Annotated in this window: 16 protein-coding genes; 11 read left to right on the forward strand and 5 right to left on the reverse strand. The window is 72.5% G+C overall.

Annotation, left to right across the window (positions count from 1 at the left end):
• Both ACWEN6_RS28685 and ACWEN6_RS28690 read right to left on the reverse strand, forming a co-directional pair.
• The coding region (locus tag ACWEN6_RS28685) for an endo-1,4-beta-xylanase (RefSeq protein WP_452574518.1) at positions 1-707 on the reverse strand (707 nt) is incomplete at its 3' end.
• 761 nt (positions 708-1,468) lie between these two features.
• A complete protein-coding gene (locus ACWEN6_RS28690) occupies positions 1,469-2,212 on the reverse strand; it encodes a ZIP family metal transporter (protein ID WP_452574520.1) in 744 nt (247 codons plus the stop codon).
• Positions 2,213-2,543: 331 nt separating this feature from the next.
• Here ACWEN6_RS28690 and ACWEN6_RS28695 point away from each other — a divergent pair, with 331 nt between their 5' ends.
• A complete protein-coding gene (locus tag ACWEN6_RS28695; RefSeq protein WP_452574522.1) occupies positions 2,544-3,344 on the forward strand; it encodes a phosphotransferase enzyme family protein in 801 nt (266 codons plus the stop codon).
• Positions 3,345-3,474: 130 nt separating this feature from the next.
• The gene (locus ACWEN6_RS28700) at positions 3,475-4,707 is read left to right on the forward strand and encodes a cobalamin biosynthesis protein (RefSeq protein ID WP_452574714.1); all 1,233 of its coding nucleotides are present in this window, start codon (positions 3,475-3,477) and stop codon (positions 4,705-4,707) included.
• Between the two features lie 102 nt (positions 4,708-4,809).
• Here the strand turns inward: ACWEN6_RS28700 and ACWEN6_RS28705 are convergent, their stop codons facing one another.
• Positions 4,810-5,769, reverse strand: coding sequence for an aminoglycoside phosphotransferase family protein (locus ACWEN6_RS28705; protein WP_452574524.1), 960 nt, complete (start codon positions 5,767-5,769; stop codon positions 4,810-4,812).
• Positions 5,770-5,966: 197 nt separating this feature from the next.
• On the opposite strand from ACWEN6_RS28705, the gene ACWEN6_RS28710 reads away from it, so the two are divergent.
• The 6 genes from ACWEN6_RS28710 to ACWEN6_RS28735 all read left to right on the forward strand — a co-directional run bounded on the left by ACWEN6_RS28710 (position 5,967) and on the right by ACWEN6_RS28735 (position 12,402).
• Positions 5,967-7,526 carry a cobyric acid synthase gene (locus ACWEN6_RS28710; protein WP_452574526.1) on the forward strand — a complete coding sequence of 520 codons (1,560 nt, stop codon included), beginning with the start codon at positions 5,967-5,969 and terminating at the stop codon, positions 7,524-7,526.
• Between the two features lie 90 nt (positions 7,527-7,616).
• Positions 7,617-7,982, forward strand: coding sequence for a thiol-disulfide oxidoreductase DCC family protein (locus ACWEN6_RS28715; protein WP_452574528.1), 366 nt, complete (start codon positions 7,617-7,619; stop codon positions 7,980-7,982).
• A gap of 542 nt (positions 7,983-8,524) precedes the next feature.
• The gene (locus ACWEN6_RS28720; protein WP_452574530.1) at positions 8,525-9,430 is read left to right on the forward strand and encodes an ABC transporter ATP-binding protein; all 906 of its coding nucleotides are present in this window, start codon (positions 8,525-8,527) and stop codon (positions 9,428-9,430) included.
• Positions 9,411-10,211, forward strand: a complete 801-nt coding sequence (locus ACWEN6_RS28725; protein ID WP_452574532.1) for an ABC transporter permease subunit — start codon at positions 9,411-9,413, stop codon at positions 10,209-10,211. The genes ACWEN6_RS28720 and ACWEN6_RS28725 overlap by 20 nt, the downstream gene beginning before the upstream one ends.
• The gene (locus ACWEN6_RS28730) at positions 10,211-11,281 is read left to right on the forward strand and encodes a PucR family transcriptional regulator (RefSeq protein WP_452574533.1); all 1,071 of its coding nucleotides are present in this window, start codon (positions 10,211-10,213) and stop codon (positions 11,279-11,281) included. Before ACWEN6_RS28725 ends, ACWEN6_RS28730 begins: the two co-directional genes overlap by 1 nt.
• A 227-nt stretch (positions 11,282-11,508) precedes the next feature.
• Positions 11,509-12,402 (forward strand): hypothetical protein, encoded by an 894-nt coding sequence (locus ACWEN6_RS28735; protein WP_452574535.1) that lies wholly within the window; start codon positions 11,509-11,511, stop codon positions 12,400-12,402.
• 406 nt (positions 12,403-12,808) lie between these two features.
• Here the strand turns inward: ACWEN6_RS28735 and ACWEN6_RS28740 are convergent, their stop codons facing one another.
• Positions 12,809-13,771, reverse strand: coding sequence for a quinone oxidoreductase family protein (locus ACWEN6_RS28740; RefSeq protein ID WP_452574537.1), 963 nt, complete (start codon positions 13,769-13,771; stop codon positions 12,809-12,811).
• Between the two features lie 252 nt (positions 13,772-14,023).
• Here ACWEN6_RS28740 and ACWEN6_RS28745 point away from each other — a divergent pair, with 252 nt between their 5' ends.
• The 3 genes from ACWEN6_RS28745 to ACWEN6_RS28755 all read left to right on the forward strand — a co-directional run bounded on the left by ACWEN6_RS28745 (position 14,024) and on the right by ACWEN6_RS28755 (position 18,830).
• On the forward strand, positions 14,024-16,423 hold the full coding sequence (locus tag ACWEN6_RS28745) for a GH1 family beta-glucosidase (RefSeq protein ID WP_452574539.1): 2,400 nt from the start codon (positions 14,024-14,026) through the stop codon (positions 16,421-16,423).
• A gap of 33 nt (positions 16,424-16,456) precedes the next feature.
• Complete coding sequence (locus tag ACWEN6_RS28750; RefSeq protein ID WP_452574716.1) at positions 16,457-17,239, forward strand: Mut7-C RNAse domain-containing protein; 783 nt, start codon at positions 16,457-16,459, stop codon at positions 17,237-17,239.
• Between the two features lie 220 nt (positions 17,240-17,459).
• Positions 17,460-18,830, forward strand: coding sequence for an MFS transporter (locus ACWEN6_RS28755; protein ID WP_452574541.1), 1,371 nt, complete (start codon positions 17,460-17,462; stop codon positions 18,828-18,830).
• Between the two features lie 71 nt (positions 18,831-18,901).
• On the opposite strand, the gene ACWEN6_RS28760 is transcribed toward ACWEN6_RS28755, so the two are convergent.
• Positions 18,902-20,893: a protein kinase domain-containing protein gene (locus tag ACWEN6_RS28760; RefSeq protein WP_452574543.1), complete on the reverse strand. Its 1,992-nt coding sequence runs from the start codon at positions 20,891-20,893 to the stop codon at positions 18,902-18,904.
• Between the last annotated feature and the right edge of the window lie 78 nt (positions 20,894-20,971).

Consider the following 20,971-nt stretch of genomic DNA (forward strand, 5'->3'; position numbering starts at 1 on the left):
CGGGACTTGAAGTCGCGGACCATGTTGTAGACGCCCTGGGTCTTGGCCCAGGACCAGTTGTCGATGTTGTAGTCGTTGTAGCAGAGCTTGGCGGCGGGGTCGGCGGCGCGCGCGGTGCGGAAGGCGACCTCGATCCAGTCGTTGCCGGTGCGCTGGAGGTTGGAGTCGCGGCGGCCGCCGTTGCCGTCGTCGAACGCCTCGTTGACCACGTCCCAGTAGGCGATCTTGCCCTTGTAGTGGCCCATCACGCCGTTGATGTGGTTGATCATCGCGTTGCGCAGGTTGCTGCCCGACATGGACTGCATCCACCCGGGCTGCTGGTTGTGCCAGGCCAGGGTGTGGCCGCGCACCCGCTTGCCGTTCTGGACGGCCCAGTTGTAGACCCGGTCACCGGCGCTGAAGTTGAACTGGTTCTGGTTGGGCTCGGTGGCGTCGATCTTCATCTCGTTCTCGGCCGTCACCATGTTGAACTCACGGCTGGCGATGGTGGTGTACTGCGAGTCGCCCAGCTTGCCCGAGGCGATCGCGGTGCCGAAGTACCGCCCGCTCTGCGCCGCCGCCGCACCCAGCGTGCTCTCGGCCGCGCCGGCGGTACCCGGCGCGATCAGCACGGTGGTCAGACCGAGGGCGCCCAGAGCACCGGCGATCAGCGCCTGGCGGAGGCCGCCGAAGCGGCGGCGGGGCCCGGGTGGGACCAAGTCGTTCATGCCCATGCGTGGACTCCAGAGAATGCATAAGGGAACGGAGAGAATGCGGAATCATCCGCCGACTCGACGTCGCGTCTTCAACGGAGACGCACACCACGGGACGTCGCGGCCAGGGCCCATGCGACACGCACCACCGACTGACAAGGGCGGCCTGGGTGCTCAGTCTGGAAATACTTCTGAAACGTGTCAAGTCCTTGCTGAAACTTTCGGTCGGAGTGAGGGGAAAAGGCGTAGTCCGCTCGTGTGGCGCGTGCTCACCGGGTTGAAAGTTTCGGCACGAAGTTCTCCTGCGCTCGGGTGCTGGAGGTTTCATCGCGACGTATCCGCTGGTCGCGCGGCGACGGCGTCCGGAATCGCCCGGCGGATGCGTGTCCGGTACCCGGCCTCCGTCGAGCCAAGTGACAGATCCTTGACCGAGCGGACGTGATTGTGTTTACTCCCACCAACGCCACCGAACGTCCTCAGATGTGGAAGGGAGTCCGTCGCGACAAGTCGTCAACGCTCGTACATTCGTCCTTGCGTAGACGTCCCTCGACGAGAGCGCCGTGAGACCTTTGGGCCGACACCACGTTCGCTGGTCTCACTCGCACAGGTTTCGCCAGGTTGTGCACGCGACGGAGCGATCTGGGGAGGACCCTGACAACGGGACACGTGCCTGGTGAGCCGGGCGCGACCCTTCAATCGAGGGGTTGACCCTCTCGGCCGAATCGTCGCACGGCCGCGTGCCGGACGGATTCACTCGGGCCCGTGGGAACAAGCCGCTATGAATGGTGGGCGGCCAGGCCGATGACCAGCCACATGAACAGGGTGCCGGCGATCGTGGCCAGAAGGGTGGCCTGGGTGGGGTGGTCGGTGGTGTGGGCCTCGGGGAGGATGTCGGAGGTCGCCAGGTAGAGCAGGAAGCCGGCGAAGAAACCCAGGTAGCCGGCGAGCACGGCTTCGGGGATCGCGACCAGGAAGGTCAGCGCGGCGCCGAGCACGGGGGCGATGGCGTCCAGAAGTACCAGGATCAGGGCGCGGCGGCGGGCGTTGCCGTACAGGGTCGTCAGGGTGAAGGTGTTGAAGCCGTCGGTGAAGTCGTGCGCGATGACGGCGACCGCCACCACCAGGCCCAATTCCCCGTTCGACTGGAAGGCGGCGCCGATCGCCGTGCCGTCGATGAAGCTGTGCACGACCAGCGCCGACCCGGCGCCGAGGCCGACGGCGGAGTGCCGGTGGCTGTGGCTGGCGTAGTGACCGTCCTGGACGTCGTGGACGGCGAGCGACCGTTCGACGACGTGGATGGTGAGGAAGCCCGCCGCGAGCGCGAGCACCGGGACGGGGACGCCGAGGAGCCGGTGGGGTGACAGTTCCAGGCTCTCCGGGACGAGGTCGAAGGCCACCACGCCGAGCATCACGCCGGCGGCCGCGCCGAGCACGATGTGCCGCCGGTCGCGGACGCGCTGCGCGACGAGCCCGCCCAGCAGGGTGGTGACGAAGGCGGCGAAGGCCAGCGCGATGGGCATGGGGTAACCGTAGACAACCTGGAGCGGTGCTCCGTCCGGGGGACCGGCTTCGGAAGGCCTGTCGCCCTCACCGCTGGATTCCCTGCTCACCAGGGTGGCCTTCTGCCGATGCGATGTCGCCTCGGCGTGCTCACCGGGGTGCCTGCGGAACAGGTGCGGCACTGCTTACCACGGCTCGTGCCCGTCTCTGTGCGTCTGCGGCCGTCGAGCGGAAGCGGTGGTGTCGCGGGTGGCCCCGTTATAACGAGTACCGGCCGCGGCGGGGAGGTCGGCGAAGAATTGGGACGAAGAGGTCATCTGGCGGGTAACGGGAGGACTATGCTGGTGCGCCATGTTCGTCGGCACGTCAGCTCCCGAGATCCCCCTGTACGGCGGTGATGTGACGGAGGGGGTCGTGCGCGTGGGCGACACCGTGCGGCGGCCGATGCGTGCCTCGAGTCCGGCCGTGCACGCTCTGCTGCGTCATCTGGAGGCCGCCGGCTTCGACCGGGTGCCGCGGGTGTACGGGGTCGACGAGCGGGGGCGGGAGATCCTTTCCTACGTTCCCGGGGAGGCGGCGACGCGCCCGCTGCGGGCGCACGTGGTGAGCGACGATGCACTGGTGCAGCTCGCGGTGCTAGTGCGCCGGTTCCATGACGCGGTGGAGGGGTTCGTCCCTCCGCGAGGAGCGGTCTGGGTCGACGGGGCACTGGACGACGCGCCGTCCGAGCTGGTCGGGCACTGCGACATAACCCCCGAGAACGTGATATTTCGCGACCAAAGGCCGTGGGCGCTGATCGACTTCGACATGGCACGCCCGACGACCCGGCTGTTCGACGTGGCGACCGCGCTGCGCCACTGGGCGCCCATCGCCGACCCCGTCGACCGCGACCCGCTGCAGCGGCGCCTGAACGCGGGGCCGCGCCTGCGGCTGTTCTGCGACGCGTACGGCTTCTCGGCCCGCGACCGGCGCCGGTTGCTCGAGGTCAGCAGGCTCCGGTTCGGCCGTTCGTACGTCGCGATGCGGGCGCGCGCCGAGCGGGACGGTGGCGGCTGGGCCCGCATGTGGCGCGAGGGCGCGGGGGAGCGCATCCGCAGGGCGGGGGCCTGGCTGGACGCCAACTGGGATGAGCTCCATGCTCACCTGGTGTGAGCCGGCCGTGGACGAGCTCCATGCTCACCTGGCCGTGGATGAGGTCCATGCTCACCTGGTGTGAGCCGACCGTCAAAATGAGCGTCTGTCGAATGGTCTTCCGTCGAATGAGTGTTCTGTGTCTTTCGTGATGTCGGTCGCCCGCCGAGGTGCAACGGGGGACGCGCGCCCTGCGCCGTCCAGGACGTCGCCGTGGCGGGGCAGGGCCGTGGGGATCGCGCTGGGGGTCGCGCTGGACGCCGTGTTCGCCGATCCGCGAAGTGGCCTGCACCCCGTGGCGGTGTTCGGACGGGGCGCGGCGGCCGTGGAACGCCGGCTGTACGGGGATGACCGCGCGCGGGGCGTGGGACACGTGGCCGTGTGCGTCGGCGCGATGACGGCCCTGGGTGCGGCCGTCGAGTGGTCGATACAAGGAAGGCCGGGGAAGCCGGGGGCGCGAAGCATCCCTGGATTGCCGGGAATGCACGGCACACGAGGCATGCGTGGCCCGCGCGGAGTGCTCGGCACCAAGAGCATGCCGGGCATACATGGGGTGCTCAGCCCGCAGGGCGTGCCTGTGTCGCGAGGAATGCTCGGCCTGCACGGTAGGCCTGGTCCGACAGCAGTGGTCGGTGCGCGGGGGATGTCGGCGGCGGGCGTGGGGCTCACCGCGCTCACCGCGCTGGCCACGTGGGCGGTGCTCGGCGGGACCACCTTGGGTAGGGAGGGGGCGTACATGGCGCGCGCCCTGGAGGCGGACGACCTCGCCGCCGCGCGGGACCGGCTGCCGCACCTGTGCGGACGCGATCCGTCCGGCTTGTCCGCCGACGAGCTGGCGCGGGCGACCGTCGAGTCGATCGCCGAGAACACCTCGGACGCCGTCGTGGCGCCACTGGTGTGGGGCGCCGTGGCGGGGGTGCCGGGGCTGCTGGCGTACCGGGCGATCAACACGCTCGACGCGATGGTGGGCCACCGTTCCGAGCGCTACGAACGGTTCGGCTGGGCGGCCGCTCGCCTGGACGACGTGGCCAACTACGTCCCGGCACGGATCACCGGAGCGCTGGCCTGCGTCCTGGCGCCGCTGGTCGGCGGGTCGCCGCGACGGGCCGCGGCGGTGCTGCGCAGGGACGGCGGGCGGCACCCGAGCCCGAACTCCGGGCGCTGCGAGGCCGCCTTCGCCGGGGCGCTCGGCGTGCGCCTCGGCGGCCGGAACGTGTACGCCGGCAGGGTGGAGCACCGGCCCGTCATGGGGGACGGCCGCGATCCGCGGGTCGGCGACATCGCCAGGTCGGTACGGCTGGCACGCGCGGTCAACCTGGCGGCGGCCGGGCTCGCCGTCGCGACCGCCTGGGCCCTGGACCGGGGGCGCCGCCGAGGCGCATGAACCCGGGCTTGGCCGTCGCCCGAGGTGATCGGCCGTGGCGCGGCCCACGTCGCGGAGTAGGAGTCAGGGGACGGGAAGGTCTTGGTGTGCCTGGTCGTGGTATCAGGGCCAGGTGGTGCGGGTGCGCAGCCAGTCCAAGGCGGCTTGGCCCTGGGCATGTTGGAAGGCGCGAAGGGTCGGCAGGCCGGGTGGGGCGGGCAGGCGCGACTGGCAGGCGAAGTAGCCGGCGAACGCGGCGAGGAAGGCGGTCAGCGCGGCGGGGTCGGCCTCGCGGGCCACGCGATGCCCGGCGATCACCTCCTCAGGCGGCGGCCCGCCCTGCATCCGCACGCTTGGCAGCATCGCGACCACGTCGAACCATCGCGGACCGAGGAACGCGTGCGGCCAGTCGACGACGAAGACCTCGTCATCGGTCAGCAGCAGGTTGTCGGCCCGGATGTCACCGTGGACGAGGCTGTCGCCCTCGGTCGCCGCAGGCCATCGGCTCTCCAGCTCCGCGAGGTCGTCCAGGTGCGCCACCACCCAGGGGCCCAGGTCGGCGAGATCGTCCTCGCCCGCGTCGCGGGCGGCGGCCACGGTGCGCCAGTTCTCGAACATGCCGGTGAGCCGCTCATAGGCGGACGGGACGGCGATCGGGGACGGCGTCAGCCGCGCGGCCATTTCGTCCAGCGTGTCCAGGACCCGCGTCAGTTCGTCCGCCCGCCACGGCTGGGCGGGCTGGCGGCCGTCGATGTCCTGGAAGAGCAGCGCCACCCACCCGTCGAGGTCGAAGGAGGCGAGCAGCCGCGGCGCCGGAACCTGCGGGGGAAGCAGCGCGGCGACGCGGGCTTCCGACCGGTGGATGTCCGGACTGTGCGGGTTGGGCGTCGGACTTACGGCCTTGACGAAGGCGCGGCTGCCGTCCTGAAAGAGCAGTCTCGCGGCCACGCCGGGGGAGAACCCGCCGCTCTGCGTCACGGCCCGCGTCACCTTCGCCCCCATGTGGGACTCGATGGCGTCGCGCAGCTCGTCCGGCACGTCCTGCCAGGGACGTCGCACACCCGCCGCCGGGACGATCGTCATTCCGCCTCGCCTCCTTGGAGCGTTTCCATCGCATGGCCATCGCACGCATAGGACCGGTCTCGATGGACGGTGATGGAGCCGTCGGAGCCGCCGGTGATGAACACCATCAAAGTGCAGAGGCCCAGGTGAGGGCCACTCGATTAATCGCGCGGCACCGCGGGTCTCGGTGTCGTGATCGGCCCTGGCATCCTTGGTCCGTGCCAAAAGGGACGTTGCTGGTCGCGGGGACGACGTCGGACGCGGGCAAGAGCGTCGTCACGGCGGGCATCTGCCGGTGGCTGGCCCGCCGGGGCGTGCGCGTGGCGCCGTTCAAGGCGCAGAACATGTCGCTCAACTCGTTCGTGACCGCGGACGGCGCCGAGATCGGGCGCGCGCAGGTCGCCCAGGCGCAGGCGGCCGGGGTGGAGCCGACGGCCGACATGAACCCGATCCTGCTCAAGCCGGGCAGCGACCGGCGCAGCCAGGTGGTGGTCCTCGGCAGGCCGCTCGCCGACGTCGACGCGATGGAGTACGGCGCCTACAAGGACCGTCTCAGGCAGGTCGCGCTGGAGTCCTATCAGCGGCTGCGCGCCGCGTATGACGTCGTGGTCTGCGAAGGCGCGGGGAGTCCCGCCGAGATCAACCTGCGCCGGGGGGACATCGCCAACATGGGCCTGGCCCGGGCGGCGGACATTCCGGTGGTCATCGTTGGGGACATCGACCGTGGCGGGGTGTTCGCCGCCCTGTACGGCACGCTGGCTCTGCTGGACGCCGGCGATCAGGCGCTCATCAGCGGTTTTCTGATCAACAAGTTCCGGGGGGCCAGGGAACTGCTCGAACCCGGGCTGGACATGCTGCGAGCGATGACCGGACGGCCGGTGTACGGGGTGCTGCCCTGGCTCGACGGGCTGTGGATGGACCTGGAGGATTCCCTCGCCCTGGACGGCCGGTCCCGGCCGGCGGTGGCGGGTCCGGCGGACGGGGACGTCCTGCGGGTGGCCGTGGTCCGGTATCCCCGGATCTCCAACTTCACCGATGTGGACGCACTCGCCGCCGAACCCGGCGTCGTGGTGCGGTTCGTCACCTCCGGCGCCGAGGTGGGGGAGCTCCGGGAGGCCGATCTCGTCGTCCTGCCGGGCTCGCGGGCCACGGTCGCCGACCTGGACTGGCTGCGCCGCACCGGTCTCGCCGCCGCGCTCATGGCCAGGCGCGGGCCGATCCTCGGCATCTGCGGCGGGTACCAGATGCTCGCCCGCTCGATCCGGGACGAGGTGGAGTCGGGGGCCGGGCTCGTCGAAGGACTGGGGCTGCTGCCCGCCTCCGTCGAGTTCGCCGCCGAGAAGACCCTGGCACGGCCGGTCGGGGAGGCGTACGGCTGCCGGGTCGCCGCCTACGAGATCCACCACGGGACCGTGACCGTCGCCTGGCGCGACACTGGAGCAGATACGGCAGGGCCGTCCGCCGATGGCCGCGTCACGCCGTTCGACCAGGTGGAGCCGTTTCTGGACGGGTGCCGGGCCGGGGCGGTGTGGGGGACGACCTGGCACGGGGCGCTGGAGAACGACGGGTTCCGCCGCGCGTTCCTCGCGGAGGTGGCCGCGGCGGCGGGCCGGCGCTTCGTGCCCGCGTCCGGCGTCTCGTTCGCGGCCCTGAGGGAACGCCAGCTCGACGCGCTCGGCGACCTGATCGAGCGGTACGTGGACACCGACGCTCTGCTCCGCCTCCTGGAGGAGGGCGCACCCACAGGTCTTCCCGTACTGCCGCCGGGAGCACCGTAGTCCGGCTGCCAACACCTTCGTGTCGCCGTAGGGGCCGTGGCGCCGCAGGGGGCACGATGACGTGTTGAGAGCGCGTGCGAGAATCGACGGATGCTGGTGTACGACGGCGACTGCGGCTTCTGCCGGCGGTGCGTGGACTTCGGCCGCGAACACCTTTCCTTCATGCCCGAGACGCGTCCCTGGCAGGAGCTCGACCTGGCCGAGCACGGGCTGACCCTCGACGAGGTGACCCGGTCGGTGCAGCTCCTCGGCCCGCACGGGCTGCGCGCCGAGGGGGCACGGGCCGTCGCGGTGCTGCTCGCGCTCCAGCCGCGGGCCGTCCTGCGAGCGGCCGGCGTGGTGATGCTGGCGCCCCCGGTGAGCTGGGCCGCCGAGGGGGTCTACCGCCTCATCGCCCGCTACCGCCACCGCCTCCCCGGCGGCACCACCGCCTGCGCCACCGGGGAGACCCGCTGACCAGCTAGCCCGCCGCACGGCGGCGCCGCCTTCGCCGTACACCGTCCCGCCGACCCGGCGCCGTGCAGAAGGAGCCATGCGGGGTGGGGGTGAGCTTGCGCCGTTCAGAAGCAGCCAGACGGGGCGGGGGGTTGAGCTTGCGCCGTTCGGGAGCGGCCGGTCTGGGCGGGGCGCCGTTCGGGAAAAGCCGTACCGGGTGGGCAGCCGAGCGCCCGCCGTTCAGAAAGAGTGGCATTGGTAGGGAGAAGTCTCCTGCGCCATCCGTGTGCACCTGACCAGCTGACCCGCCGTACGGCGGCGCCGCCTTCGCCGTACACCGCCCCGCCGACCCGGCGCCATTCAGATGCGGCCTGGTCGGGTGGGAGGGGCGGGAGCGGCCAGGTCGGGTGGGAGGGGCGGGGGGGCGGGCAGTCCGAGTGGGAGGGGCGGAGACGGCCACACCGGGCGGGGGGCGTGGTTGCCGGGGTGTGGAAAGGAAGGGGGGTGTAAGTGTCCGGGGGTGGGGCTGTTGTGGGTGTCCGGGCAGGGATCAAGATTCGGGCATGACAGCAGTGGTGGAGGCCGAAGGGCTGACGAAGTTCTACGGGAGGCGCCGGGGGCTTGAGGATCTCAGTCTGGAGATCCGTCCCGGCGAGGTGTTCGGGTATCTCGGGCCGAACGGCGCGGGGAAGACGACGACGATCAGGCTGCTCCTGGACGTGATCCGGCCGACGCGCGGCGTCGTGCGGGTGCTCGGCGCCGACCCGCGCGACGCGGCGGTCCGCGGGCGCATCGGCTACCTGCCCGGCGAGCTGGCCCTGGAGGGCCGGGAGAAGGCCCGCGAGTACCTGGAGTTCCTCGCGAGCGTGCGGGGCGGCGTCGCCAAGGGGAAGATCGAGACGCTGGCCGAGCGGCTGGAGGCCGACCTGTCGGTCAGGATGGGGCAGTTGTCCAAGGGCAACAAGCAGAAAGTCGGCCTGATCCAGGCGTTCATGCACGAACCGGAGTTCCTGATTCTGGACGAGCCGACGAGCGGGCTCGATCCGCTGGTGCAGCAGGAGTTCCTGGCGATGGTGCGGGAGGTCCGCACGGCGGGGCGCACGGTGCTGATGTCGTCGCACGTCCTTGCCGAGGTGGAGCACGTGTCGGACCGGGTGGGCATCGTCCGGCGCGGGCGGCTGGTCGCGGTGGAGGACATCGCGGCGCTGCGGGAGAAGGCGGTGCGCAAGGTGGAGTTGCACTTCGACGCGCCGGTCCCCGAGGAGGCGTTCCGCGACCTGCCGGGCGTGCGCGACCTGAAGATCCAGGGCGCGAGCCTGCAGTGCACGATCGACGGCCGTCCCGACGCGCTGATCAAGGCGGCGGCGCGCTTCACCGTCGTCCATCTGGTCTCGGCCGAGCCGGATCTGGAGGAGATCTTCCTCACCTACTACAGCGAGGACGTGCACCATGCCCACGTTGGTGCGTAAGGCCCTGCGGGAGTACCGCCGCGCGCTCATCGGGTGGACGATCGGCATCTGCGCGTTCATCGGCATGTACACCTCGTTCTACCCGCAGATGCGGGCGAACCCCGACCTCTACAGCCAGATCGCCATGGCCAAGTACCCCGAGAGCGTCCGCAAGCTCATGGGCGGCCTGGAGAACTTCACCTCCGGCGCCGGGTTCCTGCAGGCGGTCATCTACCAGCTCTTCATCCCGCTGCTCTTCATCATGTGCGCCGTGGTCCTGGGCAACAAGGCGATCGCGGCGCCCGAGGAGTCCGGGACGCTCGAGCTGACGCTCACGCTGCCGGTGGACCGAAGGCGGCTGGTGCTGGAGCGGCTGGCGGCCCTGGCGGCCGGGCTGCTCGCCGTCGCCGCGGTGTCGCTGGCCGTGCTGGTCGTGCTCGGGGGCGTGGTGGACCTCGGCGTCCCCTTCGGCAGGCTTCTGGCCGCGCACCTCGGCCTGTACCTGCTGGTGCTGTTCTACGGGACGCTGGCGCTGGCCGTGGGGGCGGCCACCGGCCGCAAGGGGACGGCCCTGGCGGTGGCGGGCGTGTACGCGGTCGCCGGCTACGTGGTCACTGTGCTGGCCCATGACATCGAGGTGATGAGATGGCTGAGCTGGGTGTCCCCGTTCCACTACTACAGTGAGGGAAACCCGCTGGCCAACGGCCTGCCGGTGGGGGACTACCTGGTGTTGCTCGCCGGGACGGCCGTGCTCGCCCTGACCGCTGTGCTGTCGTTCGACCGGCGCGACGTAGGAGTGTGATGGACGTTCTCGCTCATGTGAGCGAGGCCACCGGGGTGCCCTCCGACCTGCTCGAAGGGTGCCTTCCGGTGCTCGTCGCGGCCGGCGCCACCGGCCGCCTGCCCGGCCGGGACGCCGTCGAGGCGCTGCGCGCGCTGGGGACGGCCGCCGCCGAGCGCGGCGTGCCGATGCGCTCCCTGGCCGACGCCTGCCTGCTCACCTCCGAGCTGACCGCCCGACCGGCCGAGGCGCCGGTGCTCGGCGCGGTGCGGCGCGCGCTCGGCGCCTATTTCGAGGGGTATGAGGAAGCGCAGTCTCGTGCCCTGCGGCAGGAGGAGCAGGCGCGGCGGGAGTTCATCGACGACCTGCTCCAGGGACGGGCGGACCGGCTGGCCGAGCGCGCCGAGCACTTCGGGCTGCGGTTCGCAGAGGCGTACGTCGTCGCGGTGGCCAAGGACGCCGAGCCGATCGGCGAAAGCGATCCGATCGTCCGCCGCATCGAGCAGGCGCTCATCGCGCGGTTCGGTTCGCACAACATCCTGGTCGCGGCCCGGGACGGGCTGCTGGTCTGCGTGGCGCCCGGGACGTTGACGGCGGCCACCGGGGAGTTCACCCACCACGTGCGCGGCTCGCTCGCGGGCGAGTGGCGGGTGGGCATCGGGCGCCCGCACCGCGGCCCGGGCGGGGTGGTGACCTCCTTTCGCGAGGCCGGCGACGCCATCGGGCTGGGGGAGCGGCTGGGACTGCGCCCGCAGGTGCTCAAGGCGTCCGACCTGCTGGTCTTCCCGGTGCTGTTACGCGACAGGGACGCGATCGAGGACCTGGTGTCCACCGTCCTGGACCCGCTGGTGAACGCGCGCGGCGGCGCGGGGCCTCTGCTGGAGACGCTGGAGGCGGTGTTCGCGGCGCAGGGCAACCAGACGGCCGCGGCGCGCAGGCTCGGCATCAGCACCCGGGCGGTGACCTACCGGCTGGAGCGCGTCCGCCGGCTCACGGGCTTCTCGCCGGACGATCCGACGCAGCGCTTCACCCTGGAGACCGCGGTGCTCGGCGCCCGCCTGCTCGGCTGGCCACCCGGCCCCACCTCCTGAACCGGGCCCGGGCCTGCGCTCGCCCACCGTCTTAACCGGGCAGGTCCTCCGCTCAGCCCACCGTCTTAACCAGGCCGGTCCTCCGCTCAGTCCACGTCTGAACCGGGGCGGTTCTGCGTCCCACCCGGCTCACCTCTTCAACCGGGCTGGTCCAGCGGCTTTGTGGTCTAGAACGGAAAGAACGGGGTTCTGTCCTGGTACGGGGACTCTGCCCTACCATACGGAGCGTGATCACCCCCCTTCAGCTCGTCCGCCGGTCGATCGGCATCCTGGTGGGGCTGGGCGGCCTCGCGTGCGGCATGACCGTCCTGTTCCTGGGGTCCCGCGCGGTCATGAGCATCGGCGGGAGCTGCGGGTCGGGCGGGCCGTACGTCGTGGGCACGCCCTGCCCGGACGGCGTCGCCTGGCTCGTCCCGGCCTCCATCTTCGCCGGCATCGCGGGCATGTTCGTCTACGCCTTCAGCGGGCTGCCGGTGGGGCCCAAGCTGACGATGCTGGCATGGCCCGCCCTGTTCCTCAGCCTCGGCTACGCCTTCCTGGAAAGCGCCTTTTCCGGCTCCTCCGTCGATGGGGGGTTCGTCGTCTGTGGCGTGGTGTTCGTGCTGATGGGCGGCGTGCCGCTGCTGGCACTGTTCAACCGGAGCGCCCTGCGGTCGGTGTTCTGGGGGACGGCGCCCGCGCCGTCCGCGCCGCCGGACAGGACGCTGCCGGGCACCGTGCGGTGGACGCGGTCGGTGGTGCTGCCGGGGGAGGACGACCGGAGCCGCGGCCGGGGACGCGCCGCCGGGCCGCAGGCCGACTACCCGCCCGGCGACGTGCCGCAGGACGCGCCGCCGGACCGCCGTCCGGCGCGCTCGGCGCCGCGCTCCACCGACGCGCCGCCGGCGGACGCCGCACAGCCCTCCGACGCGCCCCCCGAGGACGCCGCGCGGCTCGCGGGCGCGGCCAGGGCGGACGGTTCGAGGTTCGCCGAGCTGACGCCGGAGAACGCCCCGGCCGACGCCGCCCCGGGCGACCTGGTCGGGTGGCTCGAACGGCTGTCCGCGCTGCACGCCGACGGCCGGCTCGACGACGCTGAGTACGCCGCCGCCAAGGCGCGGCTGCTCAACGGCCACCACTGAAGCGACCGGCACCGAGGCGACCGGCACTGAGACGAGAGGACGCGATGAGGAACGAGACGGCGCTGCGCGCCTGGGCCATCGCATTGCACATGATCGCGATCACGGGCGGCGTCTACCTGGGGATCTGGATCTTCGGCCTCGCCACCGGCTCCGGCTGACCATGCTGGCGTTTCCCGGGAGCGGACCGCTTTGATCTGTGGGGACCGCTCTACGCTGGCCACGAACGTTCACCGGCTCGGGCGCCGTAGCCGGCGCCGGCATCGCCGCACAACGCCCCGCCGACCCGGCGCCGATCATCTCCAGCACATGGCCGGAGTGGAAAGCCGCGCCCGGTGAGAACGTATGTGGTCATCACGCATGGCCATCGGCCCCGTTAGGGAGCCGATGGCCAGGGACGAGCGGCGGGTCAGGGGATCAGTAGGAGTTTGCCGGTGGTGCGGCGGGCCTGGAGGTCGTCGTGGGCGCGCTTGGCGTCCGCCAGCGGATACCGGCCGCCGATGTGCACCTTGAGCTCGCCGGAGGCCACCCAGCCCAGCACGTCGCCGGTGCGGGCGAGCAGCTCCTCGCGGGTGGCCGCGTAGTGGGCCAGCGTGGGCCGGGTCAGGTACAGCGAGCCGCCCGAGTTCAGCCGCTGCGGGTCGAACGGCGGCACCGGGCCGCTGGCCGCGCCGTACAGGGCCAGCACGCCGCGCGGGCGCAGCGAGGCGAGGCTGTCGTCGAAGGTGGCCGCCCCGACGCCGTCGTACACGACGTGGACGCCCTGCCCGCCGGTCAGGGCGCGCACCGCCTCGGCGAAGCCCTCGTAGCGGATCACCTCGTCGGCGCCGGCGTCCCGCGCGAGCTTCTCCTTCTCGGCGGTGGACACCGTGGCGATCACCCGGCCGCCGCGCAGCTTGACGATCTGGGTGAGCAGCAGCCCCACACCGCCCGCCGCCGCGTGGACGAGCACGTCGTCGCCGGGCTGCACGGCGTAGGTCGAGGTGGCCAGGTAGTGGGCGGTGAGGCCCTGCAGGAGCACGGCCGCCGCCTGCTCGGGGTCGATGCCCTCGGGCAGCGGGATGGCCCTGTCGGCGGGGATCACGGCCTTCTGGGCGTACCCGCCGAGCACACCCTGCCAGCCGACCCGGTCGCCCACGGCGACGCCGGCCACGCCGGGGCCGAGGGCCGCGACGGTGCCCGCGCCCTCCGAGCCGGGGACGAAGGGCGTGGGGAGCGGGTAGCGCCCCTCGCGGTGGTAGACGTCGATGAAGTTCACGCCGCTCGCGGCGACGTCCACGAGCACCTCGCCGGGGCCGGGCTCGGGGTCGGGCACCTCGGTGGGGACGAGCGCGGAAGAATCTCCTGGATCGGCGACGACGATGGCATGCATGGCGCTGAACTCCTTCGCGATCGTGCTGCTGCGAGCGGCGGGGCGTGAGGCCGTGCCTCGCGATGGCCAACCACCCGTGGCCGCCCGGTTGTTCCCCCTCCAGTCTCTTCCCTCCGGCTCACATCGGCGTCGATGGCGAGGTGCGCGGGAAGGGCTGGACGGCCAGAATGGCTGTGTCGCGTTCCACCTGGTTCGGGTGGCGCGTCGAGGGCCCAGAAGGCACGGCAGGACGGGAGCTTCCAGAGGATGTCCGTGACAAGCACCGCCACCCGCGGGCAGACGCTCGCTTTCCCCGACGGGTTCGTCTGGGGGGCCGCGACGGCGGCCTACCAGGTGGAGGGCGCGGCGCGGGAGGACGGCCGGGGGCCGTCGATCTGGGACACCTTCTGCCGCAGGCCGGGCGCGATCGCCGGCGGCCACACCGGTGACACCGCCTGCGACCACTACCACCGCCACGCCGACGACATCCGCCTGATGGACCGGCTCGGCCTGGACGTCTACCGGTTCTCGGTGTCCTGGTCGCGCGTGCAGCCCGACGGGCGCGGCGCGGTCAACGCCGCCGGACTGGACTTCTACGAGCGGCTGGTGGACGACCTGCTGGAGGCCGGCGTCACGCCGTACGTGGCGCTCTACCACTGGGACCTGCCGCAGGCGCTGGAGGACCGCGGCGGCTGGACCGACCGTGACACGGCGTACCGGTTCGCCGACTACGCCAAGATCGTCCAGGACCGGCTCGGCGACCGGGTGCGCACCTGGATGACCGTCAACGAGCCGTGGGTGGCGGCCGTGCTCGGGTACGGCATCGGCGTCCACGCGCCCGGCCGCACATCCTGGGCCGACGCCTTCCGCGCCTCCCACCACATGCTGCTCGCGCACGGGCTCGGCGTGCAGGTGCTGCGCGGCGGCGGCGCGAAGGAGATCACGCTGCCCGTCAACCTGGCGCCCGTGCTGACCCCCGGCCAGGTGAACGATCCTTCGATGGAGCTGTCGCCCGAGGACGCCGAGGCGGTCGACCGGGTGGACGCGCTGATCAACCGGCAGTTCCTCGACCCGGTGCTGCGCGGGCGCTACCCCGAGCGGGTGCTGCCGATCATCGAGCGCGTCGCCGGGCTCGGCCACATCCACGACGGCGACCTGGCGGCCATCGGCCGGCCGGTCGACCTCCTGGGCGTCAACTACTACACCCCGTGCGTCGTGCGGTCCGGGCCGGGTGAGCCGGCCAACCCCGCCTACCCCGGCACCGAGGACATCGAGTTCACCGGCGCCTACGCCCCGACGACGGCCACCGGCTGGCCGATCGTGCCGACGGGCCTGTCCCAGCTGCTGCTGCGGCTCACGCGTGACTACCCCGGCGTCGGGCTGCTGGTGACCGAGAACGGCGCCGCCTTCGACGACGCGGTGAGCGGCGAGCGGGTGCACGACGCCGACCGCACCGCGTTCCTGGAAAGCCACCTGCGCGCGGCGCACGCCGCCATCGAGGCGGGGGCCGACCTGCGGGGCTACCTGGTCTGGTCGCTGCTGGACAACTTCGAGTGGGCCGAGGGGTACAACAAGCGGTTCGGCATCGTGCACGTCGACTTCGACAGCCAGCGCAGGCTGCTCAAGGACAGCGGCCTGTGGTACCGCGAGGTGATCCGGCGCAACGGGCTGTGGAGGGAGCGCGCCAGGCGTCCCACGCTGGAGGAGGTCGCCGCGCGGGCGGGCGTGTCGCGCTCCACGGTCTCGCGGGTGATCAACGGGCAGGCCACGGTCAGCCCGGAGTTCCGCCAGACCGTCATGAACGCCGTGGACGAGCTCGGGTACGTGCCGAACTCCGCGGCGCGCAGCCTGGTGACCCAGCGCACCGACACCATCGGCCTGGTGGTGCCGGGCTCGCCCGACGGGGCCGACGACCCGCTGTTCGCGGCCGTCGTCCGGGCGGCGGCCCACTCCCTGGAGACGTCGGGCAAGCAGGTCACGCTGATGCTGGGCGGTTCGGTGGGCAGCCGGCAGCGCGTCGAGCAGCACGTCGGGGCCGGCCACCTGGACGGGGTGGTCTTCGTCTCGACGGCGGGCGCCGACCCGCTGCTGAGCACGCTCGTGCGCACGGGCGTCCCCATCGTCTCGCTGGGCCGGCCCTCGGCCCCGATCACCGTGCCCTACGTCGCGGCCGACGACGCCGGCGGCGCCAGGGCGGCGGTGACCCACCTGCTCGCCCAGGGGCGCAGCCGGATCGCGATGATCTGCGGCCCGCTGGAGGGCACCGCCGCGCAGGACCGCCTGGCCGCCTACCGCGACGGCCTGCGCGACGCCGGGCGCCGGTCGATGGTCGCCATGGGCGACTACAGCCGCTCGTCGGGGGCCAGGGCCATGAGCGAGCTGCTCCAGGACGATCCCGGCCTGGACGCGGTCTTCGCGGCCGGCGACCTGATGGCGGTCGGCGCGCTGAGCGTCCTGCGCGAGGCGGGCCGCCGCGTGCCCGAGGACGTCGCGGTCGTCGGCTTCGACGACGCCGAGGCCGCCGCCTACACCGTCCCGCCGCTCACCACCGTCCGCACCTCCCCGGCCGACCAGGCCCGCGCCGCCGTCCGCCTCCTCCTCCGCCACCTCGACGGCGGCCCGGTCTCCTCGGTCATCCTCCCGGCGGAGCTGGTGGTGAGAAGCTCGGCGTGAGGCCCGCCTGGCATGCTGGACGGTGTGGGGGAGTTGGCGGTCCGGCTCGACGACGGGCTCCGCGTGTTCCTCGCCGGACGGCGCCGGCGGGCGGGGGCCGTGGCCGCCGATGACGTCGTCGTCGCCTATGACGGGACGTCATCGGTGGGGCATGTGGTGGAGTCGGTCGGGGTGCCGCTGACCGAGGTCGGCGGGCTGGAGGTGGACGGCCGGCGGGTGGCGCCGTCGTTCCGGCCGGTGGCGGGGGCCGTGGTGTCCGTGCTCGGGGTTCGGCGGCCGCAGGCGGTGCCGGAGCATCGGTTCCTGCTGGACGTGCATCTGGGGACGCCGGCGCGGTGGCTGCGGGTGGTCGGGGTGGACGCCGCGTACGACAACGACCGGGACGACGACGCGCTTATCGCCTGGGCGAACGCCGAGCGGCGGGTGCTGCTCACCCAGGACCGCGGGCTGCTGTGCCGCCGGAGCCTGTGGCTCGGGGCCTATGTGCGTGGCGCCCGGCCGCGCGAGCAGTTCCACGACGTCCTCGAACGGTTCGCCCCGCCGCTGGCGCCCTGGACGAGATGCACGGCCTGCAACGGACGGCTGGAGGTGGTACCGAAGGAGCGGGTGGCGCCGGCGCTGCGCCCGGGCACGCGGCGCAGCTACGACGCCTTCGCGCGCTGCGCGGTGTGCGCCCGGGTGTACTGGCGGGGCGCGCACGGCGCCCGGCTGGCGGCGCTGGTGACGGAAGCGGAACGTATTGTGTCAACAGCATCGATTACCCCTCATAAGCCCTTGAACGGGATTCAGGGGGAGATATCGCCCAAGAGGCAATAGGGGTGGCTAGGGGTGACCCCACGGTATTCCAGGGATCCACGGCAGAATGTCCCACAGACCTCTCCTCGTTCTGTAATCATGACTTTTTGTAGCCTTGCCATGTCGAAGAGGGAGAAATGCGACATGGCGTCGTGGGGGGCTATGCCGACCCGACGGGCGTGACGCGGGCTCCCACGCTGGACCACGCCACCTGCGACCCTTGACACGAGGACGGACGCCGGTGAGCGAGAAGCGTGGAGAGATCGAGGCCGGAGAACATCGGGAACCGGTCACCGGGGAGGCGGGTGTCGACGCGGACGCCGACGCGGGCGACCGGCCGGCGACGTTCCGGGACGTGTTCGGGGTGGCGGAGTACCGCGCGCTGTTCGGCGCCGCCGTCCTGTCCTGGGTGGGGGACTATTTCGCCAAGGTGGCCGTGACCTTCCTGGTCTTCGCCGACACCGGCTCGGTGCTGCTGTCGGCCATCGGCTTCGCCATCAGCTACCTCCCCTGGGTGGCCGGCGGGCCGGTGCTCGCGGCGCTGGCCGAGCGCTACCCGTACCGCCGGGTCATGATCATCTGTGACGTCGCCCGGATGGCGCTGGTCGGGATGATGGCCCTGCCGGGGATGCCGATGCCCGGGCTGCTCCTGCTGCTGCTCGGCGCCTCGCTGCTCACCCCGCCGTTCCAGGCGGCCCGGTCGGCCATGGTGGCGCAACTGCTCACCGGCGACCGGTACGTCGTCGGGCTGTCCTTCCAGAACATGGCCGGCCAGGCCGCGCAGGTCGCCGGGTACGCGGTCGGCGGCGCGGTCACGGCCATCGACCCGCACGCCGCGCTGCTGATCAACGCCGCGACGTTCGCCCTGTCGACGCTGCTGCTCTGGCGGGGCGTGCGTCCCCGGCCGCTCCCCGTGACGCACCTCGCGCGGCGCTCGCTGCTGCGGGAGACCGGCGACGGCCTGAGCCTGGTGTTCGGGCACCGGGTCATGCGGCCCACCGCCGTGGTGGTGTTCAGCGTGGTGGGCATCACCATCGTCCCCGAAGGGCTCGCCGCGGCGTGGGCGCCCACTTATGGGGGCGGCTCGCAGATCACCGGCCTGCTGATGGCCGCGCTGCCGGTCGGCGCCGTCATCGGGGCGCTGGTGACCCGCATGACCGGTCCCGAGCGGCGGCTGCGGCTGCTCAAGCCGCTCCTGCTCGCCGGGCCGCTGCTGCTGGTGGGCGTCCTGGCCGCGCCGCCGTTCCCGGTGGTGCTCACGCTGGTGCTCCTGGCGGCCGCCGCCGTCAACACGGTACTGGTCCCGCTGAACGGGCTGTTCGTCCAGATGCTGCCCGACGCCTACCGCGCCCGCGCCTTCGGGATTATGCTGGGCGGCATCCAGCTCACCCACGCGGTGGCCGTGCTCGCCGCCGGCGCGTTCGCCGAACGGTTCCCCGTGCCCGTCGTGGTCGGCGCCTGGGCGCTGTGCGGCCTGGTCCTGATGGCGGTCGCGGTGACCACCTGGCCCACGCGGGAGGTCATCGCCGAAGAGATCGCCCGCGCCGCCGCACTCAACCGCGCCCCCGCGCCCGCCCCCGTCCCGGTCGGCTCACACCCGGCGACCACCTGACCCTCCCGTCCCGGCGAACGTTCGTGACAGCGGGCCAGGGTCTCGCGCCGTCCGGACTTCGCGTGGTGCGGTCAGCCGTGGCCGGAGGCGCTGGGGGAGGGGCCCTGGACGACGAAGTCGTCGAAGGAGGTCTTCAGCGTCGCGCCGGCCTTGTCCGGCACGCGGGCCAGGAAGCCGACGTCGCCGTTCGGCAGGCTCGCGGGCGCGCCGGAGTCGTCGACGTAGGACTGCACCGCCTCGCCGTTCACCCACATCCGCAGCCGCACCCCCTCGCCGGTGGCGGCGCATTCGGCCTGCAGGGTGGCGCCCTTGGACAGATCTCCCACCTTGACCGGCGTGGTGAGGTTGCCGCCGGTGCCCTTGGTGACCCGGCGGATGCGGGCCTCGCCCTGCGCGGTGAGCAGGAACTCGTACCTGCTGCGCCGCGACTCCTGGTCGGCCCGGCAGAACAGCCCGTACTCGCCGGGCCCCTTGGACTCGCGGACGCCCGTCGTCACGGTGATCAGCAACTGCTCGGGCGTCGTCGGGGTCGGGGTCGCGGACGGATCGGGCGTGGCGGGCTGCTTGGGGACGAACGGCAGTGGGGCCGTCTCGATGCGCTCGGCGCGCTCGTCGGTCACGTCGATGGCGTAGTACCCACCGGAGGCGTAGCCGTAGGTGTTGTACTCCTGGCCGGTGTACGCGCTGCCGCCCCAGCCGGTGCCGCTGTCGTTGAAGTCGTCACGGTAGAGGTAGCTCAGCTCGGTGGGCGGCCCGGACGGCGTGAGCCAGGCGCGCAGGCCGAGCCCGCCCGCGGCGAGCACGACGACGCCGGCGACGGCGAGCCCGATCAGCCGCGTACGCCGGTTCGCCCCGCCGCCCCCAGCCCCGCCGGCCCCAGCCCCGCCGGCCCCCGGCCGGCCGGTTCCCGGCCCGGCGGTCCCGCCCGCGACGGTGGGAGGGTGCCCGGCGACGGTCGGCGGTCGTCCTTCGATGGTGGAGGGTTGCCCTGAGATGGTGGAGGGCTGCCCCGCGACGGTGGGCGCCTGGCCGGGTGGCTGCCAGGCGGCCGTGGTCTGCCCGCCCGTGAGCGGGGCGGTGGGCGGCGGCCCCGCGAAGGTGGAGAACGGGGCCGGGTGGGCGGGCGTCTGACCGGGGGACGCCATGCTTTGACCGGGGTACACCGTGCTCTGACCGGGACGCGCCGCCTCCGGGTGCCCCGCCTCCGGCCGCTCCGCCTGCCAGGTCTGGACGACCGCGTGCTGGGCGCGTTCGGGGGTGGTGCGGCCGACCATGTGGTCGAGGATCTGCTGCGAGGTGGGCCGCCGCGCCGGGTCCTTGTCCAGCGTGGCCGCCACCAGCTCGCGCAGCGCCGCCTCCATGCCCTCCAGCGAGGGCTCGTTGTTGAGCACCTGGTACACGATCGAGGGAAGGGACTCCCCGCCGAACGGCGTGCGGCCGCTGGCGGCGAAGGCGACCAGGCAGCCCCACGAGAACACGTCGCAGGCCGGCGAGGCGGGAGCGCCGCGCAGCACCTCCGGGGCCATGTACCGGGGCGTGCCCATGAGCTGCCCGGTGCCGGTGATCCCGCTCAGCGTGTCCATGGCCCTGGCGATGCCGAAGTCGATGACGCGCGGGCCGACCGGCGAGAGCAGCACGTTGGACGGCTTGAGGTCGCGGTGGACGACGCCCGCGCTGTGGATGGCCGTCAGGGCGGTGGCGACGCCGACGGCCAGCGCGTCCAGGCTGGAGCCGCGCAGCGGCCCTGAAGACCGCACGGCATCGTACAGGTTCGGCCCCTCGACGTACTCGGTGACGACGTAGAGCTGGTCGCCGTCGAGGGCGGCGTCCAGGACGGCCGCCGTGCAGAAGCGGCGCATCCGGCCCGCCGCCTCGGCCTCGCGGCGGAAGCGCACGCGGAACTGGTCGTGCTGGCTGTACTCGTGGTTGATCACCTTGACGGCGACCCGCTGCCCGGTCTCGTCCTGGCCGAGGTACACGGTGCCCATGCCACCGCGGCCCAGCTGGCCGAGCAGCCGGTATCGGCCGATCTGGAGGGGGTCGCCCGGACCTAGGTTGTTCACCACGTCGCCTTACCGCTATGTACCTTTTCGGGACGGCAAGCCTACCGAGAGTGCGCCCCCCGGCGGCCTCCCTCGCAT

The sequence above is a fragment of the Sphaerisporangium sp. NPDC004334 genome (assembly GCF_053602655.1).

Bases quoted from the DNA above. Each gene is read 5' to 3' on its own strand.
- ACWEN6_RS28690 (WP_452574520.1), bottom strand. From the start codon at position 2,212: ATGCCCATCGCGCTGGCCTTCGCCGCCTTCGTCACCACCCTGCTGGGC.
- ACWEN6_RS28695 (WP_452574522.1), top strand. From the start codon at position 2,544: ATGTTCGTCGGCACGTCAGCTCCCGAGATCCCCCTGTACGGCGGTGAT.
- ACWEN6_RS28700 (WP_452574714.1), top strand. From the start codon at position 3,475: ATGTCGGTCGCCCGCCGAGGTGCAACGGGGGACGCGCGCCCTGCGCCG.
- ACWEN6_RS28705 (WP_452574524.1), bottom strand. From the start codon at position 5,769: ATGACGATCGTCCCGGCGGCGGGTGTGCGACGTCCCTGGCAGGACGTG.
- ACWEN6_RS28715 (WP_452574528.1), top strand. From the start codon at position 7,617: ATGCTGGTGTACGACGGCGACTGCGGCTTCTGCCGGCGGTGCGTGGAC.
- ACWEN6_RS28720 (WP_452574530.1), top strand. From the start codon at position 8,525: ATGACAGCAGTGGTGGAGGCCGAAGGGCTGACGAAGTTCTACGGGAGG.
- ACWEN6_RS28725 (WP_452574532.1), top strand. From the start codon at position 9,411: ATGCCCACGTTGGTGCGTAAGGCCCTGCGGGAGTACCGCCGCGCGCTC.
- ACWEN6_RS28730 (WP_452574533.1), top strand. From the start codon at position 10,211: ATGGACGTTCTCGCTCATGTGAGCGAGGCCACCGGGGTGCCCTCCGAC.
- ACWEN6_RS28740 (WP_452574537.1), bottom strand. From the start codon at position 13,771: ATGCATGCCATCGTCGTCGCCGATCCAGGAGATTCTTCCGCGCTCGTC.